This window comes from Pseudohongiella sp. O18 (genome assembly GCF_021729085.1).
In the GTDB taxonomy this organism is placed as follows: Bacteria; Pseudomonadota; Gammaproteobacteria; order Pseudomonadales; family Pseudohongiellaceae; genus Pseudohongiella.
In genome coordinates, this window is record NZ_JAJSAR010000002.1 from 322,711 (window position 1) to 341,514 (window position 18,804).

Consider the following 18,804-nt stretch of genomic DNA (forward strand, 5'->3'; position numbering starts at 1 on the left):
CATGATGAGTGAATCGCCAATCAAACGCCGCAAAAGCCGCCAGATCATGGTGGGGCGTGTGCCTGTGGGTGGTGGTGCTCCGATTTCCGTTCAGAGCATGACCAATACGGAAACCTGTGACGTGGACGCCACCGTAGCCCAGATTCAACGGCTGGCCAATGTAGGTGCTGACATCGTCAGGGTCTCGGTGCCCAGCATGGAAGCGGCCGAAGCCTTCCGCCAGATCCGGGCTCGTGTAGACCTGCCACTGGTGGCGGATATTCATTTCGACTACAAGATCGCGCTGAAGGTCGCCGAATATGGCGTTGACTGCCTGCGCATCAATCCCGGCAATATTGGCAGCGAAAAGCGCATCCGGGCAGTCATAGACGCTGCGCGCGACAAGGGCATTCCGCTGCGCATCGGTGTTAATGCCGGCTCTCTGGGCAAGACGCTGTTGCGCAAGTACAAAGAACCGACTGCCGACGCCATGGTGGAATCGGCTCTGACGCAGATCGACATTCTCGACAAACTTGATTTCCAGGACTTCAAGATCAGTCTGAAGGCATCGGAAATATTCATGACCCTGCAGGCATACCGCACACTGGCCAGCCAGATTGAACAGCCTCTGCATCTTGGCATCACTGAGGCGGGCGGTCTGCGCTCTGGCACCGTCAAGTCGGCAATCGGTCTGGGTGCACTGTTGATGGACGGCATCGGCGATACCATCCGCATCTCGCTGGCGGCCGATCCCGTGGAAGAAATTCGCGTCGGCTTCGATATTCTCAAGAGCCTGGGGCTGCGCAGCAAAGGCGTCAATCTTGTGGCCTGTCCCAGTTGCTCACGGCAGAACTTTGATGTCATTGGTGTCGTGAATCAGCTTGAAGCCCGGCTTGAGGACATTATTACGCCCGTGGATGTTGCGGTCATCGGCTGTATCGTTAATGGACCGGGCGAAGCCAAAGTGGCAGAGATCGGCCTGACCGGTGCCAGCCCCAACAACCTGGCCTATATCGATGGCAAGCCGCACCACAAGGTGGACAATGCGACCCTGGTGGATGAACTTGAGGCCATGGTGCGGGCGCGAGTGGCAGAGAAACTCAGGGCCGAGGCAGAGCAGGCGCCGGCAGGCATCATCGCTCGCGGCTGATGAGCAGACTGGACAAGGAGTCGCTGGAAAATCTATGAGCAAGATCCAGGCAATTCGCGGGATGAACGACATACTCCCCGCAGACACGGCATTGTGGCAATACATTGAGCAGGTGGTCTCGCAGATCGTCCAGGGCTACGGATATCGCGAGATTCGATTCCCGGTGCTGGAGCAGACCCAGCTTTTCAAACGCTCTATCGGCGAAGTGACCGATATCGTTGAAAAGGAGATGTACACCTTTACCGATCGCAATGGCGATGAACTCAGTCTGCGCCCTGAAGGCACCGCTGGCTGTGTACGCGCCGCCGAGCAGCACGGCCTGCTGTACAACCAGCAACAGCGCCTCTGGTATCGTGGTCCGATGTTCCGCCATGAACGTCCGCAGAAGGGACGGTACCGTCAGTTTCATCAGGTAGGTGTCGAAGCCTTTGGCATGACCGGCCCGGATATTGATGCCGAGATCATTCTGGTATCTGCCGCGCTGTGGCGTGCACTGGGTCTGCAGCATGCTGTCAGGCTGGAAATCAACAATATCGGCACTTCAGAAGATCGCAAAGCCTATGGCGCGGCGCTGAAAGCCTTCCTGCTGTCACATGAAGCCCAGCTTGATGAAGACAGTCAGCGGCGACTGCACAGCAATCCCCTGCGCATTCTGGACAGCAAAGTGCCCCAGACACAGACGATCCTGGCAGATGCTCCTAAACTGTCTGAGTATGTTGCGGAAGAAACAGCGGTTCATTATCAGACACTTAAATCGCTGCTGGATGCCAACGGCGTGGCCTATACTGAGAACCCCAGGCTGGTGCGCGGGCTGGATTACTACAATAATCTGGTTTTCGAATGGATAACGGATGAGCTGGGTGCCCAGGGCACGGTCTGCGCTGGTGGTCGTTATGACTCGCTGGTCGCGCAGCTGGGTGGGCGTGGTACGCCGGCTGTAGGCCTGGCCTTTGGTATGGAGCGCCTGGTGCTGCTGCTGCAGAGCGCTGGCGAAGTGCCTGCCTCCCTGATGCAGCCGCTGGATGTCTATCTGCTGGGCTCAGAGGGAGTGCCGCAGTCCGCGCTGATGATGCTGGCGGAATCACTGCGGCGGCAATTGCCCAGACTCAGGCTGGCAATGCATTGTGGCGGCGGCAAGTTCAACAGCCAGCTGAAGAAAGCATATAATAGCGGCGCCAGTGCAGCTGTCATCATTGATGCAGTAGAAGGTGATGGGCTTTCGGCACGGCTGCGACGACTGGACGATGCCGGCGATACCTTTGAGCTGGATGAAGCTGGTCTGCTGGTCGCCCTGCGCCGCCTGGCCACGCCAGACGCAAGCGCTTGACAGCAGGATAACGGTAGGACACGATGCCTGCCTTAAATTGAGTATGCCCGCACTGCGAAGCAGTGGGGTCGGATTGGATTGGACAGGAGCTGGTTTGTGGCTTTAAGTGCAGCAGAAGAAGAAACCCTCGAATCGCTAAAGCGCTGGTGGCATGAAAGTGGCCGCCTGCTGGCTCTGGGAATAGCAGTGGTCGCCGCCGTTTATTTCGGCTGGCAGTTCTGGCAGAGCAGTCAACAATCGGCCGCTGCAGAAGCGTCCGCTGTCTACGACCGCCTGTCGACTCTGGCGGTCACCAACCCGGGTGAACTGATACCGGCTGAAGGACACGACGAAATCCGTCAACTGACAGCAGAGCTGAAGAACGAACACAGCAGCAGCGTCTATGCACTTTACGGTGCGCTGTTTGCGGCCCGGCTTGCGGTCGAAACGGATGATCTTGCCACCGCACGCCAGGAGCTGGAATGGCTGCTGGCTAACACACAGAGCGGCATGTTCAACAGCACCGAGCCAACCCTGATCCGGCTGGCACAGCTGCGTCTTGGACAGGTCATGCTGGCCAGTGGCGAAACAGATGAAGCCCTGGCGCTGATCAGTACTGTTGACGGCCAGGCTCTGCAATCCGAATTTGACGAGTTGCGCGGTGACATTTACCTGGCGCAGGGCAATCATGAACAGGCACTGGCGGCTTACGAGTCTGCCCAGGGCGCTGGCAACATGAGCCCGGTGTTGCAGATGAAAATGTCCGAACTGCAGGGCAGCCGTTGATTAATCCATCGATTCAGGCCATCAGACTATGACCCAAGCCATAAAGCTGGCGCTGTTGCTTACGCTTGCCGGAGTGATCAGTGCCTGCAGTCTTTTCTCTGACGACGAGACCGAACAACCGCGTGAACTGACTGACATCAATGAGCAGTTTGAGCTCGAACGTGTCTGGTCAGTCAATGTTGGCGATGGTCAGGGTGAGGGCTACAACCGTCTGGCACCCGCCATTGATGGTCAGAACATTTATGCGGCCAGTGCCGATGGCACAGTGATGGCGATCAATAAGGAGACAGGGCGCGTACTGTGGCGCGAGCGCACTGATCTGCCGATTACCGGTGGCGTTGGCGCAGCTTCTGGCTTGGTACTGGTGGGAACACTGGACGCCCGCGTGGTGGCCTTTAATCAGAGTTCCGGTGAACAGATGTGGACCACTGCGGCGACCAGCGAAGTCCTGGCCGCACCCCAGACTGACGGCCTGCGCGTAGTTGTCCAGACCATTGATGGGCGGTTGATTGGTTACGATGCACGCGATGGTGAGCGACTGTGGATTTACGAGAACACGGTGCCGGCTCTGTCACTGCGTGGCACCAGTAAGCCGCTGATCACCGGTAATCGGGTGATTGCCGGCTTTGCCAACGGCCTGATTGCGGCAGTGGATATAACCAATGGCAACCTGCTCTGGGAAGAGCGTGTCGCCATTCCGCAGGGGCGGTACGATATTGAACGGATCATAGACATCGACGGTAACCCGACGCTGTTTGGTGGTATCGTGTATGTCAGCAGCTTTCAGGGTAACCTGATGGGACTGGATGTACAGACAGGTCGTATCGTCTGGGGTATGGCAGGCTCCAGTTACAATGCACTGGCACTGGGCCTCGGCAATATTTACTGGGTCGATGCCAACAGCCATGTGTTTGCCGTACAGAACAATTCCGAGCGAACTGTCTGGGAAAACGACGATTTGCGACTGCGCAAAGTGAACAGCCCGGTAACGTTCAACAACTACCTGGCGGTCGGTGACTTTGAGGGTTACCTGCACGTGCTGTCACAGATCGATGGCCAGATAGTTGCCCGTACACGCATTGATCGATCAGGTATTCGCGGCGAAATTATCTCCGAAGGCCGCAACCTTTACGTATTTACAAACAGCGGGCGTCTTAGCGCCTTACGCCTGCCTTGATTCCAGGGCCTGTGTCTGACAGGCCCTGACTTGCATCTGGAAATCTTATGAAGCCCGTTATCGCCCTGGTGGGTCGCCCCAATGTGGGTAAGTCCACGCTGTTCAATCGACTGACTCGCAGTCGTGATGCCCTGGTTGCCGATTTTCCCGGGCTTACCCGTGATCGCAAGTACGGTGAGGGTAAAGGCGCCAGTAAACCCTATATAGTTATCGACACCGGTGGTCTGGAAGGTGGCGAGCAGGGCATCGATTTTGCCATGGCATCGCAGTCACTGCTGGCCATGGAAGAGGCCGATGTTGTGCTGTTGCTGGTGGACGGACGGGCAGGGCTGAATCCGGCTGATATTCAGATCGTCGAGCACCTGCGCAAACTCGACAAGCCAGCTTGCCTGGTAGTCAACAAGGTCGACGGCATTGACGAGAACGTAGCCCTTGGGGATTTCTACGGGCTTGGCATGGAGCAGATATATCCGGTCACTGCCTCACAGGGGCGCGGTGTCAGCAAGCTGATCGAATCGGTGCTGGAGCGTTTTCCTGAGCCTCTGTCTGAAGAAGAGCGCGTCGAAGAAGGCATCCGCATTGCCATTGCCGGACGTCCCAATGTCGGCAAGTCCACGCTGGTCAACCGCATGCTGGGTGAGGAGCGGGTGGTCGTGTTCGACATGCCTGGCACTACACGTGACAGTATTTACATTCCTTTCGAACGGCACGGTAAACGTTATACGCTGATTGATACGGCGGGTATCCGTCGCCGTGGCAGAACGCACGAAACGGTGGAAAAGTTTTCAGTCGTTAAATCGCTGACAGCTATTCAGGATGCCAATGTCGTCGTACTGGTTATTGATGCTCGAGACGGCATCGTCGAGCAGGATCTGCATTTGCTCGGTTACGTGTTGGACGCCGGGCGGGCCCTGGTGATCGCCCTGAATAAATGGGACGGCATGGACACCGAGCAGAAGGAACGCATCAAGAGTGACATCCGGCGCCGTTTCTCCTTCGTGGATTTTGCCGCCATTCATTTCATCTCTGCCCTGCATGGCACTGGAGTTGGCGATCTGTACAAGTCCATTGAAAAAGCCTACGAGTCCGCGAAACGGCAATTAAGCACCAACCAGCTGACCCGGATTCTGCAGGATGCGGTAACCGATCATGCACCGCCAATGGTCAATGGTCGTCGCATCAAAATGAAATACGCCCATGCGGGTGGTCAGAATCCGCCGATCATCGTGATTCACGGCAAGCAGACCGACAAGCTGCCTGACCATTACAAGCGCTATCTGGAGAAAACATTCCGGGAAGTGCTGAAGCTGGAGGGCACACCTGTTCGCATCGAACTGCGCAGTGATGCCAATCCATATACACAGCACGAGCAGGGTATGACCCCGCAGCAGGTTGCCCAGAAACGCCGAATTGCCAAAAACCGCGCGCAGGGCGGAACACACGCGGATGAACGCAAGACTCCGCGCCGTCGACCTGCTGGTCCCGGCGGTGGTCGAAAGAGCTCCTGATATCAAAACCCTGACGTGCGGCTGGAGCAACGCATGCCTATCAGTAAAACAGCCCGTTTGAACCTGTCAGCTGTCATATTGCTGACACTGGTCGCCTGTAGTGAGGACCCGGCGCATTTGCAGCCGACCGGCTTTTCTGTGTCGGCGCCTGAGCTTGCTACACCCTTTGATCAATACCTGGAACAAAGCCGCACACAGGTCAGTTCTGCGCTGCAGCGAACCTTTACTGAAGATCAGCTTCCGTTTGGCGAGACTTATTCGCTGGCTGAGGTGGCAGCAATGCGCAGTCCCTACCAGCTGGAGAGCCGCTCCGGCTGCGCGCCCGGACAACGCCCGATAGGGTTTTTGCTGTTGCACGGGCTCAGTGATTCACCCTATTTGCTGTCCGCGATGGCCCGCGATCTGGTCGCAGCCGATAATTGCGCCGTAGCGCGTGCGCTGCTGCTGCCCGGTCACGGGACGGCACCTGGCGATCTGGCACAGGCCACCCGGCGCGACTGGCAGCAGGCGGCACGTTATGGCGTCGAATCGTTTGCAGGCGAGGTTGATTCCTTGACTGTGGTGGGGTATTCAGCAGGCGCCACGCTGGCGATCGATCTCCTCAATCGACAACGTGAATCCGGCAATGTCATTGATCAGCAGGTCGACTCGTTGATCCTGATGTCACCAGCGCTGGGGCTGCCGGGATTTACGGTGCGGCTATCTCCGTATCTGGGCTGGCTTGTCCGTTGGACGGGCATTGAACAGGAACGCGATGCGGCCAAGTATGAATCCTTTTCCGTGCCTGCTGGCGGCCAATTCTATCGGCTTCTGCAGGAACTTGAGTGGCAGCAATGGCAGCCCCTCGACGTCCCCGTGATGATGGTCGTCAGCGATGCCGACGAAACCGTGAGTGTGCCGGATGCGGCGCAGTTTTTCTGTCAGCAGCTCAGTCCTGAATCGCGGCAGCTGCTGTGGTATGACTCGGCCGCCCTGCAGGCACCCGACTGCAGCGGTGTTACTCGAGTTGATGTCAGTGCTAATGACTATCGTGTGCGAAGCCTGTCACATGTGGGTCTGACGCTGCCGCCAGACGATCCACACTATGGTTTTCAGGGTTATTACCGCCAGTGTCTGCACTACGCGGCTGAGACCGAACAGCGACAGCAATGCCAGCAGGATGATGACAGCAGCATTTTTGCCGAGCGGCATCTGCTCGAATCGCTGGGCATCGAACAGCCGGGTACCCTGCTGCGTCGAACCACCTTTAACCCGTTTTATGATGATATGATGAGTCGAATCCTGCGTTTCCTTGGTCAGGAATAACAGGAAACAGCAATAAACACGGGATAAAACGACATGAGTCAGTCCAGCGTCTGGCACGATTGCGGTTTCAAGATTGCCTGTATCGATACCGGGCTGTTCCGTGACGGTCTGGCAGCCTGCTATCTCATCGAACATGATGGCGAAGCAGCACTGGTGGATACCGGCACTCGCAACAGTCTGCCCAGAATCATGCAGACACTGGCTGATCACAATATCTCACCGGAGCAGGTGCGCTGGATTATGCCCACGCACGTACATCTGGATCATGCCGGTGGTGCCGGTGCGCTGATGGTTGAAATGCCAGAGGCGACGCTGGTCGTTCATGAGCGCGGTGCCCGCCATATGATAACGCCGGAGAAACTGCAGGCCGGATCAATGGCCGTGTACGGCGAAGAGGCCTACGATGCCGCGTTTGGTCAGCTGGTCCCGGTGCCCGCGCAGCGAGTCTGTATTGCCGCGGATGGTGACAGTTTTGACCTTGGCTCGCGGCGATTGCAGACGCTGAACACGGCTGGCCATGCGCGCCACCATTACGTGGTATGGGATGAACACAGCAGTGGACTGTTCACCGGCGACACATTCGGCGTCAGCTATCCGGAGCTGAACACTGGCCGTGGCAGCCGTTTTATCTTTCCACCCAGTACACCAGTGCAGTTTGACCCGGCTGCCTGGCATGAATCACTGAACCGCCTGATGAAGCTGCCTGTAGAGCGGGTATTTCTGACGCATTTTGGGATGCACGAACAGCCCGCCGAGCTGGCAGCGCTATTGCACGAACAAATAGATGTCTATGTCAATCTGGCGCGTCAGATCGGCGCCGAATTCAGTCGCAGGCTTGATGAGGTGGATAGCGATGCTGAGGCGCTGGCCGATGCCATGCAGCGCCGCCTTCAGTCGCGTCTCATGCAGCACAGTCTGGATGAACTGGCGGCCCGTCAGTGCACGGTACCGCCGTCCGTCATCCGCCAGAAGCTGGCAGGCGATATGCAGCTCAATGCGCAGGGACTACTGCACTGGCTGGCGCAGTCAGTTCCTCACGGCTCTGGCGGCTAACGCTGGCCGCGGATCAGAGAGTCGACGCTGAGCTTGCCAGGTCCGAAAGCAAACAGAACAAAAAAGACCACGAAGTACATCGCCGCCAGTTCACCATTGTTCAGCGTCGGAAACCAGGCCGGATGGGCTGTCGCATAGGCCATGACCATCAGCAGGGCACACAGTCCTGCCGACAGACGACTGAACAGGCCCAGCACCAGCAGTGCGCCGCCGAATACCTCAATCACGCCGGCGATCCACAGCATGTTGACCATCAGGTCGATGCCGAAAAAGTCCATGCCGCCAAGCACTGGCTGCGCATTGTCGCCAAACAGTTTTGGCCAGCCATGAGTCATGAACATCAATGCCGCCAGTATCCGCATGATGGTCCACGACAGGGTCTGACAGTTATCTGCGATTGCATTAAAAAGTCTTTCCAGAGATTTGCCAATTGCCATTGTTCAGGTTCCTTGAGAGCTTGTTGTAGTCGCTGTTACTGAAGTCAACGGTGGGACATGCATGTCCCGTCCTGCTCGCAGCGAGCATAGACTTAATCCCGGCAATGGGCTACCCTTTTTCGATTGATTGACGCCTCAGGATTATCGACACGCATGGCCGAGCTGCTGCGCCGCTTTACCAATCCCCGATTTGATCTCAGCCCTCAGGAACGCACGCTGGCATGGCGTCTGCACCTGGATCTGCCGTTGCTGACCGCATTGCTGATGCTCAGCCTGCTGGGCATGGTCGTGCTGTATAGCGCCTCGGGTGAAGATATGGGTTCGGTAGTCAGGCAGGGCGTTCGTCTGGGCGTCGGCTTCACGGCATTGCTGATCATTGCGCAGTTGCCGCCCCGCACCTTCCACTACTGGGCAGTTCCGCTATTTGCTGCGGGCGTTGTGCTGCTGATTCTGGTGCTGTTTTTTGGTTCGATACGCAATGGCGCACAGCGCTGGCTGGCCATCCCCGGGCTGGGCCTGTTTCAGCCCTCGGAGATCATGAAACTGGCCTTGCCCATCATGGTGGCCTGGTACTTCAGCAAACGCAGCCTGCCACCGCGCTATACCGATATCCTGATCGCGCTGGTAATTGTTGGTATACCCAGTGCGCTGATCGCCAACCAGCCCGACCTGGGAACAGCAATTCTGGTTGGCATGGCTGGCATCATTGTGCTGTTCTTCGCCGGTATATCCTGGCGTATCGTCTCATCGGCAGTAATCGCCGCCATGGTGGCAGCTCCATTGATGTATATGTTTGTCCTCGAACCGTATCAGCGCCGCCGCGTCGATACCCTGTTCAATCCTGAAGCTGACCCGCTGGGCGCCGGCTGGAACATTATCCAGTCAAAAATAGCCATCGGCTCTGGCGGGCTGTTTGGCAAAGGCTGGCTCAACGGCACCCAGTCACGGCTCGACTTTTTGCCGGAATCATCAACCGACTTCATCCTGGCGGTCATCGGTGAAGAGTTTGGATTCCTGGGTATCGCCATTTTGCTGGCGCTTTACATGTTCATTGTCGGGCGTAGCATGTTTATTGCCTGGCAGGCCCGCGAAACCTTCTCCAGATTGCTGGGCATCAGCCTGGGACTGACCTTCTGTATCTATGTAGTAGTGAACATGGGTATGGTGTCCGGCCTGTTGCCGGTGGTTGGTGTTCCGTTGCCGCTGGTGAGCTATGGTGGTACCTCTGCGGTGACGCTGCTGGTCGGATTCGGCATTCTGATGTCTATTCATACCCATCGCCGCCTGCTGCCTCCCTGATACTTCTTCAGGCGCTCGATTTTTCTCAAGTTTTTGTTCCCGTCTGCCGTTATGTAATTGTGACAACGATTAATTGCAGGGGAGCAAGGTGTCGTTATGATTTCGAATGTAAAGCTGCCAGCCATGCCCGTTCTGGGGCTGATGGCGATTCAGTTCGTGTTGTTTGTGTCAGGTATTTTGCTGTTTGAAGGTGGAGCTATGTGGCTGGTGCTGGCACTGGCGACACTGGGTCTGGCGCTGACCGGCATGCTGATGAGACCGGGCAGCACAGCGGTATCCGACGAATTGCTGCAGGTGTTGCGAACCGTGAACGAGGCACAGGGTGATCTGTCTCTGCGCATGCGTGAATCGGGTGATGCGCGCAGCGTTGAGACAGCGAAACTGTTCAACCAGTTTATGGAGCGATTGCGCGCTGCGCTGGAAGATCTGCGCAACCACAGTATCCGGGTAACGCTGACCTCTGCTCAGGGGCGCAAGATTGCCGAGCAGGCCAGTGTCGATGCCGGCAAGCAGGAAGACTATTCCGAGATCATCTATAACTCCAGCGAAGAAACGGCAACGGCGATCGAGCAGCTGTCCCGCTGGACAAGCAATATTGCCGATCTGAACTCGCGCAATCTGACCACTGCCAAGCAGGCTGTCGGTGAATTGCAGCAGGCGAATCGTCAGATCAGCGGCGTCGGCGACATGATGCAGCAGTTCCATGGCACCGTGGCGCAGCTGGAAAGCACATCAGAAAATATTCGTGTCATCCTTAGTACCGTTCAGGGCTTTGCAGCACAGACCAACATGCTGGCGCTAAACGCTGCCATCGAAGCAGCCAGGGCGGGGGAACAGGGTCGAGGATTTGCAGTCGTGGCCGATGAAGTGCGGGACCTGGCCGTAAAAGTTCGGGGTTCCGCCGATGAAATTGGTGCCCTGCTTGAAGACATGATTGCCGTTGTGTCCCAGACCTCTACTGGCACCGAAAAAATGATCAGCGAGACAGCGCTGGCACGAACCTCAATCGACAAATCTGCCAATGACTTCCATCAGATGATGGACGGCTTTGAATCGAGTCAGGCTGACCTGCTGCAGGCCAGCTCCGCCGCGGAGCAACTATCCGTCAACAACAACGACATTCGTAGCCGCAGCCATGAAATACGTGATCTGGGTCATCGCATCCGCAAGGACATGGAACAGAACAACGCGCAGACACATGAACTGCTCGATTCTACCGACAAAGCGCTGCACAAATTATGTCAGTTCCGGATAGGGCGAGGTGAACTTGAGGAAGTGCTGGAGATTCTGGAACATCGACGTGACCAGATTGAACCGGCGCTGGCCACCCTGCAGCGCAGTGGCGTAAATATGTTTGACCGTGATCACAAGCCGATTGACGGCACCAATCCGATCAAATATGACGTTTCCTATGCCAGAGCTTTTCAGAAAGCATGTCAGCATTTTATCGATCAGTGGGCGAGTGAACAGGACGGTTCGCTTTACTGTCTGCCATTGGACAGCAAGGGCTATGTGGCGATTCACCGCAGTGAGCTGTCCCAGGAGCCGACAGGCGATCCGAAAATCGATCTGGCCAAGAGCCGGCATATGCGTTTCTTCCAGAATCGCGATATTCCGTACATGGGTCGTTTCCGTCTGCAGAGCTACCTGCGCGACACCGGCGAGGTGATGTTCAACCTGTCGGTGCCGATCCATATTGATGGCAAGTACTGGGGCGGCCTGTTCCTGGGATTGCCGGCCGCCCGTCTGGGTCTGGATCTGTAATTTGCGTCAGCCTTACTCGCTGGCGCTGTTGACCAGGGCAATCATGTCGACCGGGTTTTGTGGTACCGGCACCTGGCGCCCATTCACAAACAGCGACGGCGTTGATCGCACACCTGCCCGGGTACCGCCACGCTGATCATTGCGCACTTTCTGCAATAGCGTATCGTCCTGCATATCCTGGTGAGCCTGTTCGACATCCAGATCAAGCTGCTCGAGGTACCCATCAAATTCCGCCTCAACAGAAGCCAGGCCTGACCAGTAGGCCTGATTCATGAACAGCAGGTCATACATTTCCCAGAACTTGCCCTGGCGTCCGGCAGCCTCAGAGTAGAGTGCCGCAGTCCAGGCAAATGGATGCGTGGTGGTCAATGGATAGTGCCGGAACACCAACTGCACATCGCTGGCAATTCGTGGCCAGGCCTGACTCATGACACGGTGCTCGGTGGCGCAGGCAGGACACTGAAAGTCTGCGTAGACCACCAGCGTGGTGTCGGCCTCAGGGTTGCCGCGCACATGGTCTGTCGGTCCGATTTCATCTGGCGGATAGACTTCACCCTGGCCCATCAAACCGTACAACACGCCAATCAATATCAGAGGCACGAGGATAACCAGTGCCAGACGGGTCAGGTTTTTCTGCAGGGCTGCTTTTTTCTCGGCCGCCTGTTGTTTTTGTTCGCGAATCAGCCGCTGCTGTTCCCGTTTATTCATTGAGTCCTCCGTTGTCCGTATTGCGATTGACCGCTCTGGTTTCACTGATGATTTCGCCGTCTGCCAGTCGGGTTGTCAGCACGTCCCCCACAGAAACTGCTGCGACACTGGTGATCAGCGACCCGTCGTCCCGACGCGTGATGCTATAACCTCTTTGCAGGGTCTGCAATGGACTGATGGCGTCCAGATTGCGCGCCAGCATGTGCAGTGAGGTACGCTTTTGCTGCAGGAGTCGACTGATCGAGCGGCCCAGGCGATGCTCGAGCTGATCCAGACGCTGCGCCTGATCCTGCAGGCGCCGCCCGGGGTGCTGTAGACGTCGTTGCAGCCATTCCAGTTGCTGCTGGCGCTGGCTTATTTGCCCCTGCATGGTCCGCACCAGGCGGGACTGAAGATTCTGTAAGCGCTGCAGCAGCGCCTGCTGGTCGGGGCTGAGCAGTTCAGCAGCAGCCGATGGTGTCGGTGCGCGCACGTCAGCAACAAAGTCAGCAATACTGACATCGGTTTCGTGGCCAACGGCGCTGACCACGGGCAGCTCACTGCTGGCTATCGCTCTTGCCACGGCTTCTTCATTAAACGCCTGCAGGTCTTCCAGTGATCCGCCGCCGCGCGCCAGCGTAATCACATCCAGACCCAGCTCCATGGCCAGACGATTCGCATCGGCAATTGCCCTGATGATGGCAGCGGGGGCATCCTGGCCCTGCACAGGGACAGGGAACACGGTTACCTGCATGGCCGGGTAGCGGCGCTGGAACACGCTGAGAATATCGCGGATGACAGCGCCGGTCGGGGAGGTGATGACGGCAACGTGACGACAGGGTTCCGGCAGCGGGCGTTTGCGGGCACTGGCGAACAGGCCTTCCGCGTTGAGTTTGGCCTTGAGGGCATCAAAGGCTTTTTGCAGCGCGCCGGCGCCGGCATCCTGCAGTGACTCCAGAATCAGCTGATAGTCGCCACGCCCCTCGTACAGACTGACCTTGCCCTTGACGATGACCTGCATGCCATTGCTCGGCCGGAAGCGAACGCCAATATTGCGGTTGCGAAACATGGCACAACGCACCTGGGCCTGGCCGTCTTTAAGCGTAAGATACCAGTGTCCGGATGACGGCACTGACAGATTGGAGATCTCGCCTTCGACCATGACGGCCGGGAAACACTCTTCCAGCAGGCCACGCGCCAGCCGGTTGAGAGTGCTGACACTGAGCACGGTGTTATCCAGGGAAGCGGTCGGGGAGGCGTCAAAAGAGTCATTGATCATTGCCGCAGTTTACCTCAGGGACTGTGATCTGTATAATCGCGTTTTTGTGGATAGGTGAAAACTTATGTTACGCATTGCTGAAGAAGCGCTGACATTCGACGATGTACTGCTTCTGCCCGCCCACTCCTCTGTGCTCCCCAAATCGGTCAGTCTGAAAACACGATTGACGGCCAATATCGCACTGAACATTCCCCTGATGTCGGCGGCCATGGATACCGTGACCGAGGCGCGTCTGGCTATTGCCATGGCGCAGGAGGGTGGTATTGGTGTGATTCACAAGAACATGAGCATCGAGCAACAGGCCCGCGAAGTGAAGCAGGTCAAGAAGTTCGAGAGCGGCGTGGTCAAGGATCCGATTACCATTGCACCTGACGCCTCCATCAACGACCTGATCGCCCTGATGCGTGAGAATGACATCTCCGGCATGCCTGTCGTTACAGGGCGTCAGCTGGTGGGTATTGTCACCAGCCGTGATGTCCGGTTCGAGTCGAATCTGGAAGCGCGTGTTGACTCCATCATGACACCCAAGCCCAGTCTGGTGACGGTGAAGGAAGATGCCAGCCATGATCAGATAAAGGAGCTGCTGCATCAACACCGCATTGAAAAGATTCTGGTCGTCAACGACGAGTTCGAATTGCGCGGGCTGATTACGCTGAAAGATATCCGCAAGTCGGAAGATTTCCCCAACGCCTCCAAGGATCAGCAGGGCCGCCTGCGCGTAGCTGCTGCCGTGGGTACCAGTGCCGACACCGAAGATCGTGTCAGTGCCCTGGTCGAGGCAGGTGTGGATGTGATTGTCGTGGATACCGCGCACGGTCACTCCAAAGGCGTCATCGACATGGTGCGGCGCATCAAGGGTCTGTATCCGGAAGTTGGTGTGATTGGCGGTAACATCGCCACGGCCCAGGCTGCCCGTGATCTGGCTGCAGCCGGCGCAGATGCTGTCAAGGTCGGTATCGGTCCCGGTTCCATCTGTACCACCCGTATAGTCACTGGCGTGGGTGTTCCCCAGATTTCTGCCGTGTCCAATGTAGTGGATGCGCTGAAAGATACCGATGTCTGTGTTATCTCTGACGGTGGTATCCGTTTCTCTGGTGACATCGCCAAGGTCATCGCTGCTGGCGCTCATGTTGTCATGATCGGCAGTCTGCTCGCTGGCACCGAAGAGGCGCCAGGTGAAGTTGAACTCTATCAGGGTCGCAGCTACAAGGCCTATCGTGGAATGGGCTCACTGGGCGCCATGTCGCAGAGCCAGGGTTCCAGCGACCGTTACTTCCAGGATGCCGCCTCAGGTGTTGAGAAGCTGGTACCGGAAGGCATTGAGGGTCGGGTACCCTACAAAGGCACGATGTCCGGCATTGTTCATCAGTTGATGGGCGGCCTGCGTTCAAGCATGGGGTATACCGGCAGCGCCGATATCGACACCATGCGCACCAAGCCTGAATTCGTGAAAATCACGGCCTCGGGCATGCAGGAAAGCCACGTGCACGATGTCAGCATCACCAAGGAAGCACCCAACTACCGCGTGAGCTAGAGCGGTCGCGATTCTAATGAACGCTTGTATTTCATCACCGTCGTCAGAGCCCTGGCGGCGGTGTTTTACTTATCAGGCAATGCCAATTCAGGAAATCCAGTTGTCATGACCCAGCAAAACATTCACAGCCAGAAAATCCTCATTCTTGACTTTGGATCACAGTACACGCAGTTGATAGCCCGCCGCGTTCGTGAGCTGGGTGTGTATTGTGAGATATGGGACCATCAGTGCACTGAGGAAGAGGTGCGCAATTTTGCCGCGCAGGGCATCATCCTGTCCGGAGGTCCGGAAACAGCAACTCTGGCCGACTCTCCGCAGGCTGCAAAATACCTGTTTACATTAAACGTACCGTTGCTGGGTATCTGCTACGGCATGCAGACCATGGCCGAACAGCTGGGCGGTAAGGTCGAGGCGTCGGACAAGTCCGAGTTTGGTTACGCCGAAGTCAATCTGCCAGCTCCCGGTGCGTTGTTTGACGGCATCGAGGACCGCATCCTGACCGATGGCACGGCTCAACTTGATGTGTGGATGAGCCACGGCGACAAGGTCGTCAAACTGCCACCGGACTTTGTGGTAACGGCCGAAACCAGCAGCGCACCGATTGCCGGCATGGCGAACGAAGAGAAGCGCTTCTATGGCGTCCAGTTCCACCCGGAAGTGACGCACACCTCGCAGGGTAAACGTATTCTGGAACGCTTTGTGCGTCAAATCTGTGGCTGCGACGCTCTGTGGACCTCTGCCAATATTATTGAAGATGCCATCCGCACTGTACGTGAACAGGTAGGCAGCGATCACGTGCTGCTTGGTCTCTCTGGAGGTGTGGATTCCTCTGTCGTTGCAGCACTGCTGCATCAGGCCATCGGTGAGCAGCTGACCTGTGTGTTTGTTGACAACGGTCTGCTGCGTCTCAACGAAGGTGACCAGGTTATGGCGACCTTTGCCGAAAACATGGGCGTCAAGGTCATTCGTGTTGACGCGGAGGAGCAATTCCTGAGCCGCCTGGCCGGCGTCAACGACCCGGAGAAAAAGCGCAAGATCATCGGCAATACCTTTATAGATGTATTTGATGCCGAAGCTGCCAAGATACCCAATGTGAAGTGGCTGGCGCAGGGAACGATCTATCCGGATGTCATTGAATCCGCCGGATCACGCACCGGCAAGGCGCATGTCATCAAATCACACCACAATGTTGGTGGTCTGCCGGAAGACATGGCACTGAAGCTGATTGAACCACTGCGCGAGCTGTTCAAGGACGAAGTGCGCCAGATCGGCCTTGAACTGGGCCTGCCCTACGACATGGTTTACCGCCACCCGTTCCCCGGCCCGGGCCTGGGTGTCCGTGTGCTTGGCGAAGTCAAACACGAGTACTGCGAAGTGTTGCGCCGGGCCGACGCAATTTTCATCGAAGAGCTGCACAAAGCTGACTGGTACCACAAGACCAGTCAGGCCTTTGCCGTGTTCCTGCCGGTCAAATCAGTGGGCGTGGTTGGCGACGGTCGTCGTTATTCCTGGGTCATTGGCCTGCGTGCAGTCGAAACCATCGACTTCATGACAGCCCGTTGGGCGCACCTGCCCTATGAGCTGCTGGAAACAGTCAGCAACCGCATCATCAATGAAATCGCGGATGTCTCGCGGGTGACTTACGACGTGTCGTCCAAGCCGCCGGCGACGATTGAGTGGGAGTAGGGGCAGGGCAGGCGACTCGATTAATAGCGGCCATAAGCCGCTATTAATCGGTGCCTTGTTGTTCAGGGCTCAGGTTCAAGCCTTGTTCATGCTGCTCAGAGGTCGTCAGCAGAGAGCAGGCCAGCGATTTCCGCCGGGGTAGCGCGAAGGGCCATGACGACCTGATTGAAGAAATCTACTTCACCGTAGCGGATCTCATCGTCACTGCGGATGACATCAGCCAGTGAGCTGATAATCGCCACGCGTTCACTTTCGGTCAGTTTCTTGGTGGCCTTGGACAGATAGCGTACCAGGGGCTGCGATTCAAAAAGCTCTGAAGAGGCTGCGGTGAGGATGTCGGCGCGGCTGAATTCCTCGCCGATCTGCTCTTTGAGCACCGATTTCACTTTTGCTATCTCTACAGACTCGATGTTGGAGTCAACACGAATAGCCCGCGCCAGGACCATGAGCAGGACTTCCTGAAAGAGTTCTTGCTTTTGACTGGAACTTCCATTGCTGATCAGGTTGCGAATGGAATCAAAATTGATAATGCTCATGCTGGCTCCGTCTGGATCTTGTTTTTAATTAATTAAGTACCTTCTGACATGGGGCTTGCCTGCTCCATGGAAAACAGCAGACTAATAAGAATCTGCGCTGCTGTCCATATTAAGCCTTTCTTGAAAAGCGTTCCAGTTGGGAGTTGAGCGCAATTTTTTGCACTTCATCCCGCAGCCCATACTAATTCCCCTGCCACAGTTGTAGAGTCTTGCTTCCAATACCGAATTGTTTAGGGGGATGTATGTTAAGAAGAAGCATGGCAGTCCGGCTAAATCACGTGCTGGCCGCACTGGGATTGTTAGCCTTGTCCCACACGGCCTCGGCCGCAGATGTACTTGGTGTCACCTGCCAGACGCCGCCACCGGTGCATTGCGCCGACGGTGACTGTGCCAGCAAAACGGCAGTGCCTGGCAATGTCATCGAGACTGACAGCGGCAGGGAATACTTTCTCGATTATCCATGCGACCTGCAGCCAGGGGAAGAAGTCACGTTCATCCTGAATATTCATGGTGCCGGTTCCATCGGCAACTGGCAGCGCCATTACTTCCCGGCTATGGACTACAAAGATTCCCATCGTCTTGTGGTAGCCACGCCTACTGCCGCTGGTTCGGCAAACATGGGTGGCGGCAGTGGCGTGCGGGTGTGGGCACCACAAACGGATGATGCTCACCTGCAGGCCATCACCGAGCAGGTCATTGAAGCCTTTGGCGCCGAGAACATCCGCGCCTTCTGGCTGGCCGGCCACAGCCAGGGCGGTATGACCTCGCGTCGCCTTGTCTGCACCGACTTCTTTGCGGACAAAGTCGACGGCATGCTCAGTCTGTCGGGTGGTCGTATCGGCCAGGCACCCTTTGTGGATAACTTTGGACCTCCTATGGCAGACGGTACACCTCCACCTTCACGCCCACGTGGAATGGCGGAAGAGACGCTGCCCAACTGCGACTTCTCCCATATTTTTGCGATTGGAGAGTATGAGATTGAATCGCTGCCCGACAGCTCGCCCTGGGCACAGCGCTATCAGTGTGATGCCCGTGAGCAAACGCAGGTCATTGATACCGAACCAGGCTGGGTCTATGACAGCGGACGCGCTGGCTTCCCTGTATGGGGCATGGAGGCACGTCCAGGAACAGCGGCTGTTTACGAATACCCGAATTGCGAGAATGGCCGGGTGGTTGCCGATGTGGTGCGGCTGAACAAAGGTCACACCGAAGGGCTCGAGCCAAATGTCACTGAGCGCATTGTTGAGCTGATTGTTTCAGCCAGTGGTGGCAAGATCCAGTCATCGCAATAACTGCTCTCTGTCACCGGCGCGGCTGA

Annotated in this window: 16 protein-coding genes; 12 read left to right on the forward strand and 4 right to left on the reverse strand. The window is 56.8% G+C overall.

Annotation, left to right across the window (positions count from 1 at the left end; translation table 11 throughout):
• Position 1: 1 nt before the first annotated feature.
• The 7 genes from ispG to LVD14_RS08695 all read left to right on the forward strand — a co-directional run bounded on the left by ispG (position 2) and on the right by LVD14_RS08695 (position 8,264).
• Positions 2-1,129, forward strand: coding sequence for a flavodoxin-dependent (E)-4-hydroxy-3-methylbut-2-enyl-diphosphate synthase (ispG, locus tag LVD14_RS08665; protein WP_237133691.1), 1,128 nt, complete (start codon positions 2-4; stop codon positions 1,127-1,129).
• A gap of 34 nt (positions 1,130-1,163) precedes the next feature.
• Positions 1,164-2,456 carry a histidine--tRNA ligase gene (gene hisS, locus LVD14_RS08670; RefSeq protein WP_237133692.1) on the forward strand — a complete coding sequence of 431 codons (1,293 nt, stop codon included), beginning with the start codon at positions 1,164-1,166 and terminating at the stop codon, positions 2,454-2,456.
• A 96-nt stretch (positions 2,457-2,552) separates the two neighbouring features.
• Complete coding sequence (locus tag LVD14_RS08675; protein WP_237133693.1) at positions 2,553-3,221, forward strand: YfgM family protein; 669 nt, start codon at positions 2,553-2,555, stop codon at positions 3,219-3,221.
• 28 nt (positions 3,222-3,249) lie between these two features.
• Positions 3,250-4,398, forward strand: coding sequence for an outer membrane protein assembly factor BamB (gene bamB, locus LVD14_RS08680; protein WP_237133694.1), 1,149 nt, complete (start codon positions 3,250-3,252; stop codon positions 4,396-4,398).
• A gap of 47 nt (positions 4,399-4,445) precedes the next feature.
• Positions 4,446-5,906 (forward strand): ribosome biogenesis GTPase Der, encoded by a 1,461-nt coding sequence (der, locus tag LVD14_RS08685; RefSeq protein WP_237133695.1) that lies wholly within the window; start codon positions 4,446-4,448, stop codon positions 5,904-5,906.
• Positions 5,907-5,939: 33 nt separating this feature from the next.
• The gene (locus LVD14_RS08690) at positions 5,940-7,211 is read left to right on the forward strand and encodes an alpha/beta hydrolase (RefSeq protein ID WP_237133697.1); all 1,272 of its coding nucleotides are present in this window, start codon (positions 5,940-5,942) and stop codon (positions 7,209-7,211) included.
• A 33-nt stretch (positions 7,212-7,244) separates the two neighbouring features.
• Positions 7,245-8,264 (forward strand): MBL fold metallo-hydrolase, encoded by a 1,020-nt coding sequence (locus LVD14_RS08695; protein ID WP_237133698.1) that lies wholly within the window; start codon positions 7,245-7,247, stop codon positions 8,262-8,264.
• Here LVD14_RS08695 and LVD14_RS08700 read toward each other — a convergent pair.
• Complete coding sequence (locus LVD14_RS08700) at positions 8,261-8,701, reverse strand: DoxX family protein (RefSeq protein WP_237133699.1); 441 nt, start codon at positions 8,699-8,701, stop codon at positions 8,261-8,263. The two genes, LVD14_RS08695 and LVD14_RS08700, sit on opposite strands and share 4 nt — an antisense overlap.
• Before the next feature lie 153 nt (positions 8,702-8,854).
• On the opposite strand from LVD14_RS08700, the gene rodA reads away from it, so the two are divergent.
• Entirely contained in the window at positions 8,855-10,000 is a 1,146-nt protein-coding gene (gene rodA, locus LVD14_RS08705) for a rod shape-determining protein RodA (protein WP_237133700.1), read from the forward strand.
• A 96-nt stretch (positions 10,001-10,096) separates the two neighbouring features.
• Entirely contained in the window at positions 10,097-11,764 is a 1,668-nt protein-coding gene (locus tag LVD14_RS08710) for a methyl-accepting chemotaxis protein (protein ID WP_237133701.1), read from the forward strand.
• A 12-nt stretch (positions 11,765-11,776) separates the two neighbouring features.
• Here the strand turns inward: LVD14_RS08710 and LVD14_RS08715 are convergent, their stop codons facing one another.
• Both LVD14_RS08715 and xseA read right to left on the reverse strand, forming a co-directional pair.
• Positions 11,777-12,472 (reverse strand): DsbA family protein, encoded by a 696-nt coding sequence (locus LVD14_RS08715; RefSeq protein WP_237133702.1) that lies wholly within the window; start codon positions 12,470-12,472, stop codon positions 11,777-11,779.
• Complete coding sequence (gene xseA, locus LVD14_RS08720; protein WP_237133703.1) at positions 12,465-13,730, reverse strand: exodeoxyribonuclease VII large subunit; 1,266 nt, start codon at positions 13,728-13,730, stop codon at positions 12,465-12,467. Before xseA ends, LVD14_RS08715 begins: the two co-directional genes overlap by 8 nt.
• A 64-nt stretch (positions 13,731-13,794) precedes the next feature.
• Here xseA and guaB point away from each other — a divergent pair, with 64 nt between their 5' ends.
• Together guaB and guaA are read left to right on the forward strand one after the other, a co-directional pair.
• Entirely contained in the window at positions 13,795-15,264 is a 1,470-nt protein-coding gene (guaB, locus tag LVD14_RS08725; protein WP_237133704.1) for an IMP dehydrogenase, read from the forward strand.
• Between the two features lie 105 nt (positions 15,265-15,369).
• Positions 15,370-16,950 carry a glutamine-hydrolyzing GMP synthase gene (guaA, locus tag LVD14_RS08730; protein ID WP_237133705.1) on the forward strand — a complete coding sequence of 527 codons (1,581 nt, stop codon included), beginning with the start codon at positions 15,370-15,372 and terminating at the stop codon, positions 16,948-16,950.
• 95 nt (positions 16,951-17,045) lie between these two features.
• Here guaA and LVD14_RS08735 read toward each other — a convergent pair whose 3' ends face one another.
• Complete coding sequence (locus LVD14_RS08735) at positions 17,046-17,486, reverse strand: TerB family tellurite resistance protein (RefSeq protein ID WP_237133706.1); 441 nt, start codon at positions 17,484-17,486, stop codon at positions 17,046-17,048.
• 242 nt (positions 17,487-17,728) lie between these two features.
• On the opposite strand from LVD14_RS08735, the gene LVD14_RS08740 reads away from it, so the two are divergent.
• Positions 17,729-18,778 (forward strand): alpha/beta fold hydrolase, encoded by a 1,050-nt coding sequence (locus LVD14_RS08740; protein WP_237133707.1) that lies wholly within the window; start codon positions 17,729-17,731, stop codon positions 18,776-18,778.
• The last annotated feature ends 26 nt before the right edge of the window (positions 18,779-18,804 follow it).

Bases quoted from the DNA above. Each gene is read 5' to 3' on its own strand.
- ispG (WP_237133691.1), top strand. From the start codon at position 2: ATGATGAGTGAATCGCCAATCAAACGCCGCAAAAGCCGCCAGATCATG.
- hisS (WP_237133692.1), top strand. From the start codon at position 1,164: ATGAGCAAGATCCAGGCAATTCGCGGGATGAACGACATACTCCCCGCA.
- bamB (WP_237133694.1), top strand. From the start codon at position 3,250: ATGACCCAAGCCATAAAGCTGGCGCTGTTGCTTACGCTTGCCGGAGTG.
- der (WP_237133695.1), top strand. From the start codon at position 4,446: ATGAAGCCCGTTATCGCCCTGGTGGGTCGCCCCAATGTGGGTAAGTCC.
- LVD14_RS08690 (WP_237133697.1), top strand. From the start codon at position 5,940: ATGCCTATCAGTAAAACAGCCCGTTTGAACCTGTCAGCTGTCATATTG.
- LVD14_RS08695 (WP_237133698.1), top strand. From the start codon at position 7,245: ATGAGTCAGTCCAGCGTCTGGCACGATTGCGGTTTCAAGATTGCCTGT.
- LVD14_RS08700 (WP_237133699.1), bottom strand. From the start codon at position 8,701: ATGGCAATTGGCAAATCTCTGGAAAGACTTTTTAATGCAATCGCAGAT.
- rodA (WP_237133700.1), top strand. From the start codon at position 8,855: ATGGCCGAGCTGCTGCGCCGCTTTACCAATCCCCGATTTGATCTCAGC.
- LVD14_RS08710 (WP_237133701.1), top strand. From the start codon at position 10,097: ATGATTTCGAATGTAAAGCTGCCAGCCATGCCCGTTCTGGGGCTGATG.
- LVD14_RS08715 (WP_237133702.1), bottom strand. From the start codon at position 12,472: ATGAATAAACGGGAACAGCAGCGGCTGATTCGCGAACAAAAACAACAG.
- xseA (WP_237133703.1), bottom strand. From the start codon at position 13,730: ATGATCAATGACTCTTTTGACGCCTCCCCGACCGCTTCCCTGGATAAC.
- guaB (WP_237133704.1), top strand. From the start codon at position 13,795: ATGTTACGCATTGCTGAAGAAGCGCTGACATTCGACGATGTACTGCTT.
- guaA (WP_237133705.1), top strand. From the start codon at position 15,370: ATGACCCAGCAAAACATTCACAGCCAGAAAATCCTCATTCTTGACTTT.
- LVD14_RS08735 (WP_237133706.1), bottom strand. From the start codon at position 17,486: ATGAGCATTATCAATTTTGATTCCATTCGCAACCTGATCAGCAATGGA.
- LVD14_RS08740 (WP_237133707.1), top strand. From the start codon at position 17,729: ATGTTAAGAAGAAGCATGGCAGTCCGGCTAAATCACGTGCTGGCCGCA.